Below are 20,270 nucleotides of genomic sequence, written 5' to 3' on the forward strand. Positions count from 1 at the left end.
GAGGACGGCGTCGCCGCAGGCGGCCTCGTGCTTCGCGCCGACGTCGCCGACCGCCCGCACACGGTCCGCTTCCGCGCCGACGGGCCGCTCGCCGACCCCGACGTCCGGTTCGCGGTCGATGGCGACGTCGTCACGGTCCGCGCCGACCGGGCGCCGGGCCGCGCCGACCTCGACGTTCGGGCCGACGTGACGCCGGCCGGTTGGCCCGACGGCCTCGCGCCCGTCGCGCCGGGCGCCGCGCGCCTGACCGGCGCGGTGGGGGCCGACGGCGGCTGGCGGTTCGCGGTCCGCGGCGACGTCGCGCCCCTGGAGCGACCCGCCGTCCTCGAGGTCGACGGCGCCGGCGTCGGCCGCGACGCCACCGCCACGTGGCGGGTCGCGACGCCGGGCGGGCGCGACCTGCTCGCGGGGCGCGTCGCCCAGCGGGCGGGCGTCACGACGCTCGCGCTCGACGGGACCCGGAGCGACCCGACCGCGATCGGCCGGTGGGGCGGGTGGCCGCTGGACGGCCGCGCCCGCGGCGAAGCGGTGCTCGAGGTGCGCAGCGGCCGCCCCGGAGCCGTCGCGCTCCGGGGAGACGCCCGCCTGGACGGCACCCTCGGGGGGCGCCCCCTCGAGGTGGCGTTGGACCCGGGCGGTGGGGGGCGCGCCACGTACGCCGACACGGAGCTCACCTGGTCCCCGGACGCGGCGGCGCTTGCGCTCGCGTCGCCCGACGCGACCCTCGACGCCGTCCTCGCGAGCCCCACCCGGGCGGAGGTCTCCGGCGTGGTCGTGGACCGCGACGTCGCCGGCGCCGTGGCGTGGGGGGACGGCGAAGCCCGCGCCAACGTCCGGGTCGGGACGGCGGACGCCCGCCTCCGGCTCGCTGCGGCTTCCGGAGGGTGGACGGCCGCCCTGCGCGCCCGCGCCACGGACGGCACCGACGCCGCGTGGACGATCGACGCCACCGCCGAAGCGGACGACGACGGGGTCGCCCTCCGCCGCTTCACCGCCGCGGTCGGCGCCGGCCGCGCGACCGCGACGGCGGAGGGCACCCTCTGGCCGGACCTGGACGTGCGCGGCAGCGCCCGCGCCACGGCGCTCGGGGGCGCGGCCCCCGTGGCGCTCGGGGTGCGCGGCGCCTGGCCGCGCGTCACCGGGCGGGCGGCGTTGCCGGGCCTCACGCTGGACGTCGCGACGCGCGGCCTCGCGGTCGCCGGCGTGACCCTCGCGGGGCCCGGTGCCGACGTCGCGAACGTCCGCATCGCGCCCGGCGACGCCGGGCTCGCCTGGACGCCGGAGGGCGGTTACGCCGGCGCGGCGCAGGTCGCGTTCTCGCCCGACGCGGGCACGACGGTGCGCGGGGACGTGCGCGGGGACGCGAACGGGGACGGCGCCCTCGTCGCGACGGTCGACGCCCGCCTCGCCCGCGCCGGCGCGACGCTGGAGGGCGCCAGCACCGTGCGGTGGACCGGCGCCCCGTGGCGCGCCACCGTCACGGGCGACGGACGCCTCGACGGCGCCCTCACCGGGGACGGCGCGCGCCTCGCGGCGGACCTGACGTGGGCCGGGACGTCCCTCGCCCCGCGCGTGGCGGGGACCGGCTCCCTTCGGGGCGCCACCGACGCCGACGTGACGTTCGCCGCCGCGGTCGGGCCCGACGGCCCGACGGTGGAGGCGCGCGCGGACGGGGACGCCCTCGACCTCGTCGGCCGCGCCGCGCCGGACGGCGCGACGCTCCGCGGGACCGTCCGCGACCTTGCCCTCCCCCCCGCCTGGACCGCCGGATCCCCCCTCACCGTGGACGCCGACCTCGACGCGCGCGCCGGCGCCGACCCCGGGACGGCGCTCGGGACGCTGCGGCTCCGCGGGCGCGGGCTGGCGTGGGACGCGACGTGGCGCGCCGGCCCCGACGCCGCCCTCGCCGGCGACGCGCGGATCGACGTCGGTGCCGCCACGAACGGGACGGCGTCCGGCACCCTCGCCGGGCCGCTGGGGGTGGCGTGGCGGCGGGGCGCCGCACCCCGGATCGACGCGTCGCTCGACGTCACCGACGTCGCCTGGCGAGCCACGACCGGGCGCGGCACCCTCCGCGTGGCGGGACCGTGGTCGGCGCCGCGCGTCACGACCGACCTCACCCTCGCGGGGGCCGTGGCCGGGTCCCTCCCCGCCGACCTCGACGTCGCGTCGGGCGCGGCGTCGTGGCGCAGCGACCTGCGCGACGACGCGGGCGCCCCGTGGGCGGTCGGCGCGCTCGCGCGGCCGGCCGGCGCACCGGAGATCGAGGGCGCGCTCGACGTACCGGACGGCGCCGTGCGCGGCGGCAGCGTCGGTGGCGCCCCCGCGCTGCTCGGCGAGGGCCGCTGGGCCGACCTGCGCGTCGCACGGGGGGGCGCGCGCGACGGGGGCGACGGGGCCGCGCCCGACCCCCGCCTCGAGGTCGTCCTCCCGCTGGCGTCGCTCGGGCCCGGCCTGGCGGGGGACGCGGCGTTCACCGTCCGCCCCACCCCCGACGCGTCCTGGCTCGAGGGCGTCGTCCGCCGCCCCCGCGTGGCCGGTACCGTCCTGCCCGACGCCGCCCTCCTGGGGCGGGCCGGCGACGTCGAGGTGCGCATCGACGGCCGTTCGGTCCTCGACGTCCGCCTCGCCGACGGACGCTGGCGCGCATCGGCCGACGCCCTCCCCCTCGTGCGCGACGGCCGCACGGCGTCCCTCGACGTGGACGGCGAGGGACGCGGGGCGCAGGGCCGGCTGCGGGCCGAGGTCCGCACGCCGGAGGGCGACACCGACGTCCGCCTCGACCTCGTGCGGGACGGGGACGGGACGCGCCTGGCGGCGGCCGGCTCCCTCGCCGACGGGCGGCTGGACGGCGTCGCGGTCCGGCGGGAGGGTCGCTGGTCGGGAGGCCCGACCTTGGAGGCCCTCCCGACGCCGCTGGGCCCGACCACCGCCCGCGCGACCCTGCGCGGAACGGGTCCGCTCCCGAGCGGCACGCTGGAGGTGACGGCGCCCGTCGCCCCCCAGGCCGACGCGTCCGGGACCGACGCGTCCGGGAGCGACACCTCCAGGACCGACGCCTCCGGGCCCCCCACCTCCGCCCGCGCGACCTGGACCTGGCCGACCGACGCCGCACCGACGGGGGCCGCCCCGACGCGCACCGGACCGGCGGTGGACGTCGCGATCGACGCCGCCGACACCGCCATCTCCGGATCGCTCTGGCCGACCCTCGACCTGGCCGTCGAGGGGCCCGACGGTCGGCGCGCCCACCTGACCGGCGCCCCGAACGCCGCCTGGCGCGTGGAGGGGGCGGCCGCACTTCCCCTCGGCCCGCTCCACCTCCAGCTCGACGGCGACCCGGCGGGCGTCCCCCGCCTCGCCGTCGGCCTCGCCGCCGCCCCCGACGCGACGCTCCGCACCCGCCTTCCCGACGCGCCCCCCGCGACCGCCGTGCAGCGCCTCCTCCGCGACGGGCTCGTCGCGCGCGGCGTCGGGACCCTGAGCGGCGAGGTCGCCTGGACGCCCGGCGACCCGGTCGCGGTGCGGGCCCTGACGTGGGCGGCCGACGTCGGCACGACGGCCCTTGACGGCGCCGTCGCACCCGGCGGGAGCGACCTCCGCGGTCGCTTCACCCCCGCCCGCGGCGCGGACGCCACCCTCGCCGCCCGGCTCGCCGACGAGGTGGCCGGCGGCGACGCGCTCGCGTGGCGCCTCCAGGGGACGCTGGACGCCGCGACGCTGGACGTCGGCGACCCCGCGGACGCCGATGCGGCGCTGTCCGGGCGCGTCGCGTGGCGCGGCGACGACGGCGTCCTGCACGCCGACCTGGTGGGTCCCGGCGTCCGCATCGACGCGCGCGCCGTACCCGGCGACGGCGTCCGTGGCGAGGCGACCCTGGACGGCGTCCGCGTGGCGCTGCCCGGCGCGGTCACCGCGCGCGTCGACGGACGCCTCGAGGCGGACGGCGACCGCATCGCCGGGCGCCTCACCGCGACCGGCCCGGGCCGCCTGCAGGCGGACGGGGGCGTGGACGTCGGGCGCTGGCTGCCGGCCCGCTACCGGACCGCGTCGACCGGCCGACCGAACGACGTCACGGTCCGCCTCGCGAGCTTCGACGTCGCCCGCCTCCCGGTCGTCGCGCGCACCCTGCCGTACCTGGAGGGGGACCTGGCCGCCACCGTCCGGATCGACGGACGCCGCGTCATCGCGCAAGCGACCGCGCCCAACCTGCGCGTCGCGGACGACCCCCTCCCCCTCCGCCTGGAGGGGATCGGCGACGTGGGGCCCGGGGGGCGCGGCGTGACGCTCGGGGGCGCGCTGGCGGGCAGTCCCGTCCAGCTGGGGTTGGACGGGGCCGGTGCGGACCTGTCCGTGCGCATGGAACGCTTTCCCCTCACCACGCCCCTCGAGGCGTGGCTGGGGGCGCTGGAGACCCGCAGCGAAGCGACGGGGGTGCTGCGTGCGACCCTGCCGTGGGCCGCACCGGCGGAGGGCGACGTGCGCGTCGCGACGGAGCGCGTGCGCCTCCGGCGCGACGGGGTGAGCAGCGTCGGGACGCTCGCCGGCCACCTCACGCGGGACGGCGCGACGCTGGACGCGGCGTTCGAGGGCGCGGGACGCTGGTCGTTGGCGCTGGACGTGGCCGACGGCGCGCTCGACGCGCGCTTCCGCGCCGACGACGCCGACGCCGCCCCCCTCCTCGGGCTCGCCCCCGCCCTCGCGCGCGTCGGGGCGGGCGCGCGCGGCGACCTGACGCTCGACGCGCGCGGGCCCCTCCGCGCGCCCGACGTCGACGTCACCACCGACGACCTCGAGGTGTTCCTCGCCGGGTCGGGCTACCGCCTGAGCGACGCGCGCCTCACCGCCCGCGATGCGGACCTCCGCGTCGCGGCGACCGTCACCGGGACGCAACCGGTCGGCGGTCGCCTCGAGGTGACGGGGGACGCCCGCGCGACGCTGGTGCCGTGGCGCCTCGAGCGCGCCGCCCTCGACGTACGCGGGGACCTGCGCGTCCCCGTGATCGGCACCATCCGCGAGGTCGACGGTCGCGTCAGCGCCGGGCCGGACGGACGCCCGATGCTGGACGCGCGCGGTCGGGTGGGCGCCCCCGCGCGCTTCGAGGGGACCCTCTGGCCGTTCGACCTCCGCGCGCGCGGCGCGGGCCTGCGCTTGGCCGCGCCGAGCGTCTGGGTCGCGGACGCGGTCGGGGACGCCGACGTCCGCCTCCGCTTCGACGAACGGTTCGTGCTGTCGGGCGCCGTGGACGTGGACGAGGCCCGCTTCGACCTCGGGGCGCGCGCCGAGGCGGCGGCCCCCCCAGCGCCCTCCCCGACCGACGCCCCTGCGGAGGCGGGGGCGCCGCCCCCCGCCGGAGGGGGCGGCGCGTTCGCCTTCGAGGCGTTCGCCCTTCGCGCCGAGACGGTCGCCTTCGACGAGGCGTTCGGGACCGGCACGGCGCGCGTCGACCTGACGCTCGCCGGGACGACCCGCCGCCCGACGCTCGACGGCGTCGCGGAGATCGTGCGCGGCACCCTCGACCTGTCCGGCCGGACGTTCGAGGTGCGCGAGGGGTCGCTGCGCTTCGACCCGACCCGCGGCGTCTACCCGCGCATCACGGTCACCGCGGACGCGGCGTTCGATCCGCGCGACGCCCTCGCCGGCGCCACGGCCGGCGTGCGCCTCGTCGAGCCGGCGCGCGGGCCGTTCACGGTGGCGTTGGCGTTCGACGCCGTCGCGACCGGCGACGGCCCGACCGGGTTCGCGCTGTCGCTCGACCCCACCCTCGTCTCCGACGCGGTCCTCGAGGCGCCTCGCCCCGACGGGCGCGGGACCGTGACGCGCCCCCCGACCGACGGTGAACTCGCGGCGCTCGTGACGACCGGTCGGCTCGATCCGACCGGCGCCGCGACCGGCGCGGACGCCGCCTCGAGCGTCGCGACGACGGTGCTGGACAACGCCGTCTCGCTGTTGCTGCTCGACGGGCTCCAGGACGCCTTCGGGGAGGCGTTGGGGGTGGACCGGGTCCGCATCCGGACGTCGTCCGTCGGCCGCGCGCTCGGCGAGGACGCCGACCCGTTCGGCGTGTCGCTGGAGGTGGGGGGGTACCTCGGGGAGGGGGTGTTCGCCAGCTACGAGGTGGGTCGCTTCGCGGGCACCGCCGGGGAGGCGCTCGCGAACCGCTTGGCCGTCACGTACGACCTCGGCCCCGTCGCGCTCGACCTCTCGACGCGCCTCGCGTTCCCCGGTCCCGGGGAGGGCGACCCCGACCAGCGGGTCGGCGCCGCGGTCCGCTACGAGGTCGCCCCCGGCCTGGCGGTCGAAGGGGGCGCCTCGCTCGGGAGTTTCGAGAGCGAGGCGCGGTTCGGCGTGACGGTGCGGTGGTGAGCGCGGACGCAGCGGCGTCCGGCGCGGCGCGAGGGCGTCCGCGCCCCGCCGCGCGCCTCAGGAACCGCCGGCGCGCGCGTCCAGCAGGACGTCGAGGGCGGTGCGCAACGCCGGGTCGTTGGCGACGTCGACCATCGCTTCGCCCTGCACCGGACTGATCTCGGGCCGCGGGACCGACGTCACGAGCTCGAATTCGCCGTCGTCGTTCGCCACGGCGTTCCCGAGGACCTCCCCGTCGACGACGATCTCGATCGTTTGGCCGGGGTCGGCGCCGCCCCCCTCGAGGCTGAGGGTGTTCGGGAAGCGCTTGTCGATCGCGCGGACGTCCGGTTCGATGCCCTGCTGCGCGATCGTCTCGCGCGCCGGCGTCAACCACTCGAAGGCCGTGAACGCCAGCTGGCCGCCGTCGGCAAGCGACGTGACGCTCTGCGCGACGCCCTTGCCGAACGTCGGCTCGCCCACCACGAGGGCGCGCCCGTTCTCCTGCAGGGCGCCGGCGACGATCTCCGACGCGGACGCGGAGTTGTCGTTGACGAGGACGACCATGGGCAGGTCGACGCCGTCGGGGTCGGCGCTGGCGATGCGTTGCGTCACGCCGCGCGCCCGCTGGAAGACGATGTCGCCCTCGCGGAGGAACTCGTCGGCGACGAGGATGCCTTGCGTCAGCAGGCCACCGGGGTTGTCGCGCAGGTCCAGGACGAGCGCTTCGGCGCCCTGCATCTGCAGGTCCGAGAGCTGCTCGACGAGTTGGTCGTGAACGCGCTGGCTCCCGAACTGCCGGATCGTGAGGTAGCCGACGTCGTTCTCCAGCATCGTGCTCGCGACGTCGACGATTTCGATGGTGTCGCGCCGGATCGAGAACGTGACGGGCTCCGCGGCACCGGGACGCCGCATCGTGAGATCCACGACGGTGCCGCGGGGGCCGCGCACGAGGTCGACGACGTCGCTCGTAGTGGCCTTCTCGACGTCGGTGCCGTCGACCTCCAGGAAGATGTCGCCCCGCTGGACCCCGGCCTGCGACGCCGGACCGCCCTCGTACACCTGCAGGATCTCGACCCCTTCGCCGGTCGTGCGGTTGACGGTCGTCAAGACCGCGCCGATCCCCTCGAACGATCCGGTCCGGTCCTGCGCCTCGCGTTCCGCGCTGCGCGGCTCGAGGTAGTACGAGAACGGGTCGTCCAACGCCCCGATCATCCCCTCGATCGCGCCGCGCAGGATCGCCTCGTCGTCGACGTCCTCCAGGTAGTTGGACTTCAGCGCGCCGTACGTCTGTACGAGCGCCTGGCCGGTCGGGTCGTCCAGCATCTCCCCGCCGAAGTCGCGCCCGAACTGCGCCAGGCCGACCGCGACGAGGGTGGACGCCACGACGACGGTGGCGACGATCCGCCGATTCATGCCCGCTCCTCGCATCGCATCATGAGCGCGACGCTACCGCATTCGGTGGCGGCGGAACGGTAAGCGTGCCGACGGGTCCGCGGGTAGACTCGTCCCGATGCGCATCGTGTTCGCCGCCAGCGAGGTCTACCCGTACGCCAAGACCGGGGGGCTCGCCGACGTCGTCGGGGCCCTCGCGCGCGCGCTGGTGCGCGCGGGCCACGAGGTGCTGGTCGTGGCGCCCTGGTACCGCACCCTCCGCGCGGACCCACCCCCGTTGTGGATCGGGGACGTCGACGTTCCCTACGACGGCGGCGTCGAGCCGGCGGGCGTGGGAACGCTCGAGGCGGACGGCGTCCGCTTCGCGTTCGTCGGTCACCCCGACTTCGCGCGCGACGCCCTCTACGGGTACGCCGACGACGTCGCGCGCTTCGCGCGCTTCGCGCGGGCGGTGCCCCCCGTCGCGGAACGCGTCGGCCTGCACCCCGACGTACTGCACGTCCACGACTGGCAGGCGGCGTTCCTCCTGCCGGTCGTCGCGCACGGCTTCCACCTCCCCCCCGGCTGGCCTCGCGTCGCCGGCGTCCTCACCATCCACAACGTCCAGCACCAGGGGGTCGGCGACCTGGACGACGTCATCCACCGCCTGCGCCTCCCGCGTTCCGTGCGCGCGAGCGGCCTGCAGCACTTCGGGGCGGCGAACGCCCTGCAGGGCGGCATCGCCTTCGCGACGCGCGTCACGACCGTCTCGCCGACGTACGCCGACGAGATCACGACGCCGGCCCACGGGTTCGGGCTGGACGGCACGCTCCGGCACGAACGCGGGAAGCTGCGCGGCATCCTCAACGGCATCGACGTCGACGTGTGGAACCCGGCGACCGACCCGCACCTCGCGGTCCGCTACGACGCGACCGACCCCTCGCAGAAGGCGGCGAACGCCGCCACCCTGCGGCGCGAGCTGGGGCTCGACGCCGGCGGTCCGCTGTTGGCGACGGTGTCGCGCTTCGCGGAGCAGAAGGGCATCGACCTATTGCTGGAGGCGATCCCGGCGCTCCGGGCGCAGGGCTGGCGCCTGGCGCTGCTCGGCGCGGGCGACGCCCCCCTCGAGGCCGCCGCGCGCGCTGCGGCGGACGCCGACCCGGGCGGCGTCGCGGTCCGCGTGGGCGTCGACGAGGAGCTCGCGCACCGCCTGTACGCCGGGGCGGACGCCTTCGCGATCCCCAGCCGCTTCGAACCGTGCGGCCTGACGCAGATGATCGCGATGCGCTACGGCACCCTCCCCATCGCCCGCGCGACCGGCGGGTTGCGCGACACGATCCGCGACGGCGTCACCGGGCGCCTGTTCGAGGCCGCCACCGCCGAGGCGCTCGTGGCGGCGGCCGGGGACGTCCGGGCGCGCCTGGAGGACGGGTCGGCCGACGCCATGCGCGCGACCGCGATGCGGGAGCGCTTCGATTGGGGCGCCTCCGCCGACGCCTACGACGCCGTCTATCGGGAGGCGCACGGCGCCTCGGAACGGGAGTTCACGTGAGCGACGACCCCACCCTCGACACCGGCTGGCGCGACCGCCTCGCGGCGGGCGACGTCGAGGCGGCCCTGCAACGCTACGACGTCGCCCTCCGCGAAGGCCTGGAGCACGACCGCGCCGTTCGGGAGGGGTTGGCGACGCTGGCGCGCTGGCGGGCGGCGATGCACGAGAAGGCCTGGACGGTGGCGGAACGCGACGTCGCGCGCAGCCTCGGCGACGCGGACGACGACGCGGACGGGGAGGGCGACGCGTCGCCGGCGGAGGGCGCGGCCGAGGTCGGCGGCGTCGCGCTGGCCGCGGCGGGGGCCGCGGTCCGGGGGCTCGCGCGGTCGGGCGCCGCGCTCGATGCGCGCGACCTCGACGCGGCCGACGCCGCCCTCGCCGCCCTCGCGGAGGACGCCGCACCGTTCGACGGCGAACGCCTCGCGCAGGTCGGGTCGGTGGCGTTGCTCCGCGGCGAGGAGGACGCCGCCCGCGCCGCGCTCGAGGCCGCCCTGACGCACGACCCGCGGCACCTGCGGGCCATGACGAACCTCGGCAACCTCGACCTCGAGGCGGGCGACGTCGACGGCGCGATCGCGCGCTACGAGACGGTGCTGGCGATCGACGACGGGTACGCCCGCGCGCTGCACAACCTGGGGGTCGCGTACCGGCGGCGGGGGGAGGTGGGGCGCAGCGTCCAGGCGTTGCGGCGGGCGCAACGCCTGGAACGCAAGCGCGATACCGACGCCGCCCGCCGCGACGTCCGCGCCCGCCGGGAGGCGGGCGGGGACCGCCGCCGTTGGTGGATCCCGGTCGTGCTCGTCGGGGCGTTGGCCTGGTGGCTCCTACGCTGAGGCGTCCGGGGGTGCGCTACTCCACCGTGACGCTCTTCGCCAAGTTCCGCGGCTGATCGACGTCGCGCCCCAACCGCACCGCCGTCTCGTACGCCAGCAGCTGCATGGGGATCGCCAGCAAGAGCGGCGACAACGCGTCGGGGACGCGCGGGGTCCACAACACCCGGTCGGCGTGCCCGTCGATCGTGGCGTCCCCGTCGCTGGCGAGGGCCAGCACCCGCCCGTCGCGCGCGCGGACCTCCTGCAGGTTCGATCGCGTCTTGGCGTGCAGCGGACCCTCCGGCGCGAGGGCGACGACGGGGACGGTGGCGTCGATCAGCGCGATCGGGCCGTGCTTCATTTCGCCGGTCGGGTACGCCTCGGCGTGGAGGTAACTGATCTCCTTGAGTTTCAACGCCCCCTCGTAGGCCGACGCGACGTTCGTGCCGCGCCCGAGGTACAGGACGCTGCGCGCCCCGTCGAGGTCCGCGGCGGCGGCGCGGACGGCGTCCCGCCGCGCGAGCGCCTCCTCGAGGCGGGAGGGGAGCGCGCGGAGCTCCGTCGTCCAGTCGGCGACGGCGGCGTCGTCCAGGACGCCGCGCGCGTGCCCCATCTGCAGGGCGAGGAGCACGAACCGGGTTGCCATCGCCAGGTACGCCTTGGTGCTGGCCACGCCGATCTCGGGGCCCGCCCGGAGGAGGGCGACGTCGTCGACCTCCCGCGCGATGGACGACCCGCGGACGTTCACGAACGCCGCGCGGCGCGCCCCGGCGCGGCCCGCCTCGCGGAGCGCTTCGAGGGTGTCGATCGTCTCCCCCGATTGACTGACGGCCACGACGAGCGTGTCGGGCCCGACGACGGGATCGCGGTAGCGGAACTCGCTGGCGACCTCGACGTGGGCGGGGATGCGCGCGAACCGTTCGATCCAGGCCGCCCCGAGCCGTCCGGCGTAGGCGGCGGTCCCGGCGGCGACGACGACGACGCGGTCGACGCTCGCGAGGTCGACCCGCAACCCCAGGTCGATGCCGCCGCCCGGGAGGAGGGCGTCCTGGAGGACGTTCCGTACGACGGTGGGTTGCTCGAAGATCTCCTTGAGCATGAAGTGCGGCCAGCCGCCCTTCTCCGCGGCGTCGGCCTCCCAGGGGATCGCCTCCTCGCGCAGGTCGGTGGGGTGGCCGGCGTCGTCGAACACCGTCACCGCGTCCGGGCCGACGACGGCGGTCTCGCCGTCGCGGAGGTACACGACGCATTTCGTGTACGGCAACAACGCCGCGACGTCGCTGGCGACGAACCGTTCCCCGTCCCCCAGCCCGATCACCAGGGGGCTGGTGCGGCGCGCGACGACGAGTTCGGGGCGGTCGGCGTGCGCCACCACCAGCGCCCAGGCGCCCTCGAGGCGGGCGGTGGCGGCCCGGACCGCGGCGTGCAGGTCGCCGTCGTCGAGGCTCTCGATCAGGTGCGCGACGGTTTCGCTGTCGGTGTCGCTCGCGAAGCGGTGCCCCGCCGCCTCGAGCTCGGCGCGGAGCGCGGCGTGGTTCTCGATGATGCCGTTGTGCACGAGGGCGATGCGGCCGTCCTCGGTGGCGTGGGGGTGGGCGTTGGCGTCGGTCGGGGGGCCGTGCGTCGCCCAGCGGGTGTGCCCGAGGGCGCGACGGCCGGGGAGCGGGTGGTCGGTCGCGGCGTCGCTCAGGACCGCCAACTTGCCGGCACGCTTGAGGGCGTGCGCGGCGCCGTCCTCGAACGTGACGATGCCGGCGGAGTCGTACCCGCGGTACTCGAGGCGACGGAGGCCGTCGAGGACGATGGGGGCCGCGTCGCGCGGCCCGACGTAACACGCGATTCCGCACATGGAATGCGCCTCCTCGTGGGGGAGCAGGGGTGGAGATGGGGGCGGGCTCCGGAGGGTCGGTCCGGCGGGTCGGGGGATCCTGGGTCCGTGCGCGAGCGAGGGATCCGTCTCGGGAGGGGCCCGCAGACGACTTCGCGTTTTCGGCGGGACGCCTCGCGGCGTCCGCCCGTCCTCCACCCCGCCGCCCTGCGGCGGGCGGAGGCCCTCCACCTCGTCACCGGCGCGACCGCGTGCGGTCGGACCGGGCTTGCGCTACCTCGCGTCGGTCGAGCTCGACCGGTCACCTCCCTCCGGCCGCCAAGGGGTGTCCCCCACCCACGCGGCGTGCAGCGCACGCGCAATCGGGGACGGCGCGTCGCCTGCGGCGGCGAGCAGCGGCGCGAACACGATGTCACGCCCCACGCCCGTCGTCCAGGCCTCCGCCAACCGCCCGCCGGTCGCCCGGTCGAGGCGGGGGGCGGGGTACACGACGACGTCGGGATCGAAGGCGCTACGCGCCGCCGGGTACGCCGTCGCGACGCTCACGACGAACGCCACCCCGAGGAGCGCGCCCCCCACCGCCCCCCAGGCCCGCTTCGCGCGACGCCCCGCACGACGCCGCGCGGAGCGCCGGCCGGCGGCGAGCGCCGCGGAGGCCGCCAGCAGCGCGGCGAGGCCGGTGGCCGCGAGCGCGGAGACCTGCGCGAGGCGCACGAGGGGCGCGAGGGCGAGGACCGCCACGAGCGCGTGGAGGGCGCCGACCCGCCCGTGGGTCGCCGCGAGGGCGACCAGGAGGCCGGCAGCCCCGGCGAGAGCGACGTCGATCGCGTTCACGCGGGGAAGCGTACCGCCTAGCCCTGGCGGATGGAATGCCCGGCCGCTTCGACGGCGGCGATCACGGCGGCGAGGTCGGCGTCGACCTCCTCGTCGCGGAGCGCGCGGTCGGGGTGGCGCCACCGCATGCGGATCGCGACGCTCCGTCGGTCCTCGGGGAGGGGCGCGCCGGCGTAGACGTCGAACGGGAACACCTCCACGAGCCGTTCGCCTCCCGCGCCCCACACGAGGGCCGCCAGGTCGGCGTAGGCGACGTCGTCGGGCGCGACGATCGCCAGGTCGCGTTCGGCGTACGGCTGGCGGGCGACGTCCCCGACCGCGAGGCGGCGGGCGTCGAGCGGCAGGTCGAGTTCCGCGACGAAGGCGCCGTCGAGGCCGTACGCGTCGGCGACCTCGGGGTGGACCCGCCCGGCGAAACCGACGTCGACGCCGTTCCACAGGACGCGGGCCGCGACGCCGGGGTGCAGCATCGGGACGCCCTCGGGGTCGGCGGGACGCAGCGCCAGGTCGGCGCGGCGGCGGGCCGCCAACCGTTCGAGGAGGGCCGCGACGTGCGGCCACGCGACCGGGACGTCGGGCGTGAGGCCGTCGCGTTCGTGCGCGCCGGCGCGAAGCCACGCGACGCGTTCGCGTTCCGGCTCGAGGAACACCCGGCCCACCTCGAACAACGCGAGCGACGCGACCTGCGGGTTCTGCCCGGCGGCGTCCAGCAGGCCCGGGTACAGCGCGGTGCGGAGGCGGCTGCGTTCGATCCCCTGCGGGTTGGCGAGCGCGACGGTGGCTTCGGGCGCCCGGGCGCGGGCGAGCGCCTCGTCGCCGGTGAAGACGTAGTGAATGACCTCGTGGAACCCTTCGTGCGCGAGTTCCTCGCGCAGGGCGCGGTGGGTGGGGTCGGTCCGGCGGGGCGTGAAGGCGAGGTCGGGGCGGGTCGCGCCGATGTGCTCGTAGCCGTGCAGGCGCCCGACCTCCTCGACGAGGTCCTCCTCGATCGAAAGATCGAAACGCCAGGTGGGGGGCGTGACGCGCCACGCGTCGGGCGCGTCGGGTTCGACGGTGCACCCGAGCGCCTCGAGGTACCCGCGTTGCACGTCGGTCGGCACGTCGAACGCCATCAGGAACCCGACGCGGGAGGGCCGGAACGCGATGGCGGCGGGGGTCGGGGGGCCCCCGACGCGGCTGAGGGCGGGGTGGACGGTCCCGCCGGCCACCTCGACGATGCGGCGCGCGGCGTACGCCGCGGCGAGCGGCGGGAGGGCCGGGTCGACGCCCCGCTCGAAGCGCAGGTGCGCGTCGGTGTGCAGGCCGTGCCGTTTCGCGCTGGCGCGGATCCGCACCGGATCGAAGTGGGCGACCTCGAGCGCCACGGAGGCGGTGTCGTCGCGGACGCTGTCGTGCAGGCCACCCATGACGCCGGCCAGGCCGACGGGGGTGGAGCCGCCGTCCCCGTCGGGCGTGGCGATGACGAGGTCGGCGGGATCCAGCGCGTACGTCTCGCCGTCGAGCAGGTCGACGGTCTCGCCGGCACGGGCGCTGCGGACCTCGAGGACGCCGCCCTCGAGCACCCGCCGGTCGTAGGCGTGCGACGGCTGCCCCAGCTCGTGCGTGACGTAGTTCGTGACGTCGACGACGTTGCTGCGGGGGCGGAGCCCGAGCGCCGCCAGGCGGTGCTGCAGCCACACGGGGCTGGGGCCCACCCGAACGCCGTCGATGCGCTGGAGCGCCACGTGCGGTGCGGCGGCGAGGTCCTCGACGACGACCTCGAGCCCGTCGTCGTCCGTGGCGTCACCGGGCGCGTCGCCCGCGGCGGGGTGCGCGACGTCCCGACCGAGTTTCGCGGCGAGGTCGCGGGCCACGCCGAGCAGCCCGAAGGCGTCGGCGCGGTTGGGGGTGAGCTCCAATTCGAACACGGTCTCCGCCGGCCAGGCCTCCGCCAGGGACGCGCCGAGCGGGAGGTCGTCCGCGAACGCCGCGAGGCCCCGCGCGTCGTCGTACGCACCGATCTCGCGGGGGCTGCAGAGCATCCCCTCGCTGCGGACGCCGCGCAGGTCGCGCGCCTCGACGGTGAGGTCGACCGCGGGGAGGTACGTTCCGGGCGTCGCGAACGCCGTGCGGAGGCCGACGGAGGTGTTCGGCGCGCCGGAGACGACCGTCCGCCGTCCCGACCCGTCGTCGACGACGGCGCGGACCAGGTGGTCGCTGCCCTCGAGGGGGGCGGCCTCCACGATCTCGGCCAGCACCACCCCACCGGGGACGGCGGGGCGTTCGTGGACCTGCTCGACGGCGAGCCCGAGCCCGTCGAGGAGGTCGACGACCGTCTCGGTGGCCGGCAGCGGCCCGACGAGCGCCTCGAGCCACGTCCGCGGGACGTTCACAACGCCCCTCGGAACTGATCCAGGACGCGCAGGTCGCTCTGGTAGAACCAGCGGATGTCGGGCACGCCGTAGGGCACCATGGCGAGGCGTTCGATGCCGAACCCGAACGCGAAGCCGGTGACGCCCTCGTAGCCGGCGGCGGCGAAGACGTTGGGGTGGACCATGCCGCAGCCGCCCAACTCGAGCCACTCGTCGCGACCGGTCTTGGGGTGCGTCCAGCGGATGGCGAACTCCGCGCCGGGCTCGACGAAGGGGAAGAACGTCGGTTGCAGGCGGGTCCGCGTGCCCTCCCCGAAGAGCGCGTCCGCCATCTCCTGGATGGCGCCGCGCAGGTCCGCCATCGTGATGCGCTCCCCGACGACGAGCGCCTCCAACTGGTGGAACTGCGCTTCGTGGGTGGCGTCGACCGCTTCGTTGCGGAAGACCTTGCCGGGCACGACGACCTTGAACGGCGGTGCGTGGGTCTCCATGTAGCGCACCTGCATCGGGCTGGTGTGCGTCCGCAGGAGCCGCCCGTCGGTCGTCCAGAAGGTGTCCTGCTCGTCGCGGGCGGGGTGCTCGGGCGGGAAGTTGAGCGCCCCGAAGTTGTAGTGGTCGGTCTCGAGTTCGGGGCCGGTGACGACCTCGTACCCGAGGCCGGCGAACACGTCGAGAAGGTGGTGCGTCACCTTCGTGAGGAGGTGCAGGCCGCCGGCCGGTCCACCGCGCCCCGGGAGGGTCACGTCGACGCGTTCGGCGGCGAGCCGCTGCGCGAGTTCGGCGCGGTGGATCGTCTCGCGGCGCGCCTCGATCGCCGCTTCGATCGCCTCCTTCACGGCGTGGATCCGGCGTCCCGCTTCGCGCCGTTCGTCGCTCGGCAGCGCCCCGAGGCCTTTGAGTTCCTGCGTGATGCGGCCCTTCTTGCCGAGCCACTTGACGCGGACCTCCTGCAGGGCGCGGAGATCTTCGGCGGCGTCGACGTCGGCGCGTGCCTCCTCGTGCATCGTCCCTCCTCCCGCGCCGCACCGGACGGTGGGGCGCCCACGAAAACGCCGCCGACGCGGTCGGCGGCCGGGCGGCGCGTCGCGGCGCGCCGGTCTAGGTCACGAACCCGGCGACGTCCAGGGGGCTCGTCCTCGTCACGCCACGGACGGTACCGCCGGGTCCGGACGGCGTCAACCGCCGTCCTCGCCCGACGCGCGGGCCTCGAGCCAGGCCTCCTCGGCGTCGAAGACGTCGCAGTACCACCGGCCCCGGTAGGGCAGCGGGTCCGCCATGAGGTCGGCCGGGAGGCGTCCCGCCGGCCACGCCTTGGCGGCCTCCTCGTCGGCGAACGGCCCCACGAGCGCCACCTCGCCCGCCCACGCGTCGGGCGGGATGGGGCGCATCAACTCCCGCCGTTCGCCGTGCGGATCGCGCACCGTGCGGTAGTACGCGAGGTCGTCGACGTCGGGTCGGGCGACCAGGTCGGCGGCGGCGTCGTCGAACGCCGCGAGGGCGGCGGCGTCCAGCGGCGGGAACGCCAACAGGCGCTCGGCGGGCGTCCCGGGGACGCGGAAGATGCGCGCACCGTCCGCGACGCGCCACGCGAGGTCGGCGGCGGCGTCGGCCAGCTCCGGCGAGACGCGCACGAGCTCTTCGGCGTTGAGGATGCGGTACTCGTCGGGGCGCTCCCGCTTGAGGCGGTCGAGGTCGAGGCCGGCGGCGTCCGCGCGGGCGCGGGCGGTGCGGCTGGGTAGGTGCCCGCGCAGGTCCGCGGGGACCGACGCGTCGGACGGCTCGCCGGTCACCGGACCCTCCCGACCTCCGGTGCGCCCCGGACGGCGGCGTCGGGCTCGCCCCCTCGCTCGTCGGGGGGCGCGGGGGCGGGCTCGCGGGCGGGGGCTGCGTCGCGCCACGCGGCCTCGAACCGGTCGGGCAGGTCGGGCAGCGCGAGGACGTCGGCGAGGGCGTGCATGAAGCGGCGGTAGTGCTCGACGCGGGCGTTCTCCCCCATCAGCCCGAGCCGCCAGATGAGGCCGGCGGTGGGGCCGAGCCCACCGGTCATCGCCACCGCGTGCCGTTCGCGCATCGCGCGGCGCACCGCGGCGTCGTCCAGCCCGTCGGGCAGCGTGACCGCCAACACGGTCGGGAGCCGCCAGGCGGCGTCGACGGCGGCGGCGAAGCCGTGCGGTTCGAGGGTCGCGAGGATCGCGGCGTCGAGGCGGCGGACGCGTTCGGCGCGCGACGCGAACCCCTCGTCGAGGGCGGCGCGGATCGCTTCGCCGGTCGCCCAGTGCAGGTGCACGGGGACGGTGTGGTGGTAGCTGCGGGGCCCGTCGGGATCCCAGTAGGCGCGCATGCCGACCGCGTCGGCGTACCAGCTCGCGACGGGCACGTCGCGCGCCTCGATGCGCGCCATCGCGCGGGCGCTGTAGACGACCGGCGCGACGCCGGGCGGTGCGGAAAGGCACTTCTGCGACCCGGTGTAGGCGTAATCGACGCCCCACGCCGCCATCTCGAAGTCGGTCATGCCGACGGTCGTGACCGCGTCGACGCTGAACAGCACGTCGCTGCCGCGGATCCCTTCGGCGATCTCGGGGACGGGGTTGACGACGCCGGTGCTGGTTTCGCCGTGCACGACGGCGAGCACCTGCGGCGCCAGCGCGTGCGTCGCGGCGACGACCTCCGCGGCGTCGAGCGGCTGGCCGAGGGGGGCGCGGACGACGTGCACGTCCGCCCCGAGGCGGCGTCCCATCTCCACCATGCGTTCGCCGAACACGCCGTTCGCGGCGACCAACAGCCGGTCGCCGGGCTCGAGCAGGTTCGCGAGGCCGGTCTCCATCCCGAGCGACCCGGTGCCCGACAGGAGGCTGGCGAAGGCGTCGTCGTCGGCGCGGTAGAGGGTCTTGAGGTCGCGGACGATCGCGTCGTTGTAGGCGAAGACGTCGGGATCCATGTGTCCGCGCATCGGCCAATGGAACGCCGCGAGGGCGCGCGGGTGGATCGGGGTGGGACCGGGCGTGAGCAGCAGCACCTCGCCGTCGGGTCGCATCGTGCCTCCAGACCGCCGCGGCGTGCGGGCCCGAACCTGCGTCGGAACGACGTCGTTCGCGTCGGCCGCACAAAAAAACGACCCGCCACGAGGGGGGTCATCGATTCGGCGACGCGCGAAACCGGTGCGCGTCGCTCAGTCGGTAGCTCGGGCCGCCGCGGACATGAGGGGAGGGTACCGCCCGCGCGGGGTCGTGTAAAGGCCGCGCGGTGCGCGCCGGCCTTGTGCCGCGCCGGCGGCGCGCGCTACACTCACGGGTGGTCGCTGCGGTTGGCGCCGGAGGGTGGGTTTTCGGACCCGCCTTTTTTCACGCCGGCCGAGCGGCGCAGCAAGGGAGGTCGCGTGGAACGCCACGGTGCGACGGAGCTGCTCGACGCCGCCAACGGCGTGCTCGAGCCCCTCGGGTACGAGGTGCTCGAGGTGACGGTGTCGCGCAAGGGGCGCACCCCGCGCCTGCTGGTGCGCATCGACCGCACCGACGAAGCGGCCGTCACGGTCGACGACGTCCGCATCGCCAGCGAGGCGTTCGGGCTGGAGCTCGACCGGTTGGATCCGTTCGAGGGGCGCTACGCCCTCGAGGTCGAGTCGCCCGGCGCGACCCGGCCACTGCGCACGGCGCGGCACTTCGCGCGGTTCCACGACCTCGCGGTCGACGTGCGGACCCGCGACGCTCGGATGCGCGCCGTGATTCGCGCCGTCGAGGGCGACCGCGTGACCTTCGAGCGCGACGGCGAGCGATTCGGTCTCGACGTCGCCGACATTCAGGACGCCCGGCTCGCGGAATGGCCCGACGAACCGCGTTGAGACAACCGAATAGGAGACGACCATGAACAAGGAATTCATCGACGCGCTGAACATGATGGCGGCGGAACGCAACCTCGACAAGGAGCAGCTGCTCCTCAGTTTCGAGGAGGCGCTCGAGCACGCCTTCGAACGCAACGTCATGCCGGGACGCCGGATCGAGGTGGACGTCGACCCGGAGTCGGGCGACATGGAGGTCCTCGAGATCCGCAAGGTCGTCGCGGAACCCAACGAGGACGAGGAGGAACGCGAGAAGGAGATCCTGCTCGACGACGCCCTGGAGCTCGATCCCGGCGTCGAGGTGGGGATGGAGATGGAGTTCCCCGTCGACCCCGAGACGTTCACGCGCATCGCGGTGCAGACGTCGAAGCAGATGATCACGCAGAAGATCCGCGAGGCGGAACGGACCCTCGTGTACGAGGAGTACAAGGACCGCGCCGGCGAGATCGTCACCGGCGTCGTCGCCCGCGTCGACAACAAGCGCAACGTGTTCGTCGATCTCGGCAAGGGCGAAGCGATCATGCCGCCCCGCGAACAGATTCAGGGCGAACGCTACATGGTCGGGATGCGCGTCAAGGTCTACGTCGCCAGCGTCGAGCTGGGGACGCGCGGGCCCAGCATCCTGGTCTCCCGCGCGGCGGGGGAGCTGCTGACGTACCTGATGAAGCAGGAGATCCCCGAGGTCGCCGACGGCACGGTGGAGCTCAAGGCGGTCGCGCGCGAAGCGGGCGCCCGCAGCAAGGTGGCGGTGACGAGCACCAGCCCGAACGTCGATCCGATCGGCGCCTGCATCGGGCACCGCGGCAGCCGCATCCAGGCGGTCACGTCGGAGCTGCAGCGCGAACGCGTCGACATCATCACGTGGGACCCCAACCCGCGCGAGTTCATCCGCAACGCCCTCTCCCCCGCCAAGGTCGGGACGATCGAGGTGGACGCCGACGCGATGCAGGCGACCGTGCAGGTGCCCGACGACCAACTGTCGCTCGCGATCGGCAAGGGCGGACAGAACGTGCGTCTCGCGGTGAAGCTCACCGGCTACAAGATCGACCTCGAGGCGTCGGAGACCGCCAGCGACCTCGACGCCGCCATGCAGGCCGCAGCGACGAAGATGGACGACCCGTTCGCGAAGCAGGAGGGCACCTCCCGCGCGGCGTTCGACGCGCTGTTCGGCGCGGAGGGCGAGGACGCCCCGGTCGACCCCGACGCCGCCGCCTCGCGCGAGGAGGCGGCGCGCGGCGAGGAACCCGTCGGCGCCGACGCGGAAGCGGACGCGGCGGGCGAAGCCGCGACCGAAGCGGCGTTCGAGGCGGCGGTCGACGGCGACGCCGCACCGACCGAGGAC

At 76.2% G+C, this 20,270-nt stretch carries 12 protein-coding genes; 5 read left to right on the forward strand and 7 right to left on the reverse strand.

The features are described 5' to 3' along the window. The first annotated feature begins 27 nt into the window (after positions 1 to 27). Positions 28 to 6,363, forward strand: a complete 6,336-nt coding sequence (locus RI554_04830; GenBank protein ID MDR9391336.1) for a translocation/assembly module TamB domain-containing protein — start codon at positions 28 to 30, stop codon at positions 6,361 to 6,363. 57 nt (positions 6,364 to 6,420) lie between these two features. Here RI554_04830 and RI554_04835 read toward each other — a convergent pair whose 3' ends face one another. Beyond that, positions 6,421 to 7,758, reverse strand: coding sequence for a S41 family peptidase (locus tag RI554_04835; protein ID MDR9391337.1), 1,338 nt, complete (start codon positions 7,756 to 7,758; stop codon positions 6,421 to 6,423). Between the two features lie 97 nt (positions 7,759 to 7,855). On the opposite strand from RI554_04835, the gene RI554_04840 reads away from it, so the two are divergent. Beyond that, entirely contained in the window at positions 7,856 to 9,268 is a 1,413-nt protein-coding gene (locus RI554_04840) for a glycogen/starch synthase (GenBank protein MDR9391338.1), read from the forward strand. Next, positions 9,265 to 10,101, forward strand: coding sequence for a tetratricopeptide repeat protein (locus RI554_04845; protein MDR9391339.1), 837 nt, complete (start codon positions 9,265 to 9,267; stop codon positions 10,099 to 10,101). Before RI554_04840 ends, RI554_04845 begins: the two co-directional genes overlap by 4 nt. A gap of 16 nt (positions 10,102 to 10,117) precedes the next feature. Here RI554_04845 and glmS read toward each other — a convergent pair whose 3' ends face one another. The 6 genes from glmS to RI554_04875 all read right to left on the reverse strand — a co-directional run bounded on the left by glmS (position 10,118) and on the right by RI554_04875 (position 18,127). Then, entirely contained in the window at positions 10,118 to 11,929 is a 1,812-nt protein-coding gene (gene glmS / locus RI554_04850; GenBank protein ID MDR9391340.1) for a glutamine--fructose-6-phosphate transaminase (isomerizing), read from the reverse strand. Between the two features lie 252 nt (positions 11,930 to 12,181). Further along, positions 12,182 to 12,742, reverse strand: coding sequence for a hypothetical protein (locus RI554_04855; protein ID MDR9391341.1), 561 nt, complete (start codon positions 12,740 to 12,742; stop codon positions 12,182 to 12,184). Between the two features lie 17 nt (positions 12,743 to 12,759). After that, positions 12,760 to 15,114 carry a phenylalanine--tRNA ligase subunit beta gene (gene pheT / locus RI554_04860; protein MDR9391342.1) on the reverse strand — a complete coding sequence of 785 codons (2,355 nt, stop codon included), beginning with the start codon at positions 15,112 to 15,114 and terminating at the stop codon, positions 12,760 to 12,762. After that, on the reverse strand, positions 15,111 to 16,097 hold the full coding sequence (pheS, locus tag RI554_04865; protein ID MDR9391343.1) for a phenylalanine--tRNA ligase subunit alpha: 987 nt from the start codon (positions 16,095 to 16,097) through the stop codon (positions 15,111 to 15,113). Before pheS ends, pheT begins: the two co-directional genes overlap by 4 nt. A 171-nt stretch (positions 16,098 to 16,268) precedes the next feature. Continuing rightward, a complete protein-coding gene (locus tag RI554_04870) occupies positions 16,269 to 16,883 on the reverse strand; it encodes a hypothetical protein (protein ID MDR9391344.1) in 615 nt (204 codons plus the stop codon). Then, entirely contained in the window at positions 16,880 to 18,127 is a 1,248-nt protein-coding gene (locus tag RI554_04875; GenBank protein MDR9391345.1) for an aminotransferase class V-fold PLP-dependent enzyme, read from the reverse strand. Before RI554_04875 ends, RI554_04870 begins: the two co-directional genes overlap by 4 nt. A 342-nt stretch (positions 18,128 to 18,469) precedes the next feature. On the opposite strand from RI554_04875, the gene rimP reads away from it, so the two are divergent. Further along, positions 18,470 to 18,931 carry a ribosome maturation factor RimP gene (gene rimP / locus RI554_04880; GenBank protein MDR9391346.1) on the forward strand — a complete coding sequence of 154 codons (462 nt, stop codon included), beginning with the start codon at positions 18,470 to 18,472 and terminating at the stop codon, positions 18,929 to 18,931. A 22-nt stretch (positions 18,932 to 18,953) separates the two neighbouring features. After that, the coding region (nusA, locus tag RI554_04885; GenBank protein ID MDR9391347.1) for a transcription termination factor NusA at positions 18,954 to 20,270 on the forward strand (1,317 nt) is incomplete at its 3' end.

The organism is Trueperaceae bacterium, assembly GCA_031581195.1.
Lineage (GTDB): Bacteria > Deinococcota > Deinococci > Deinococcales > Trueperaceae > SLSQ01.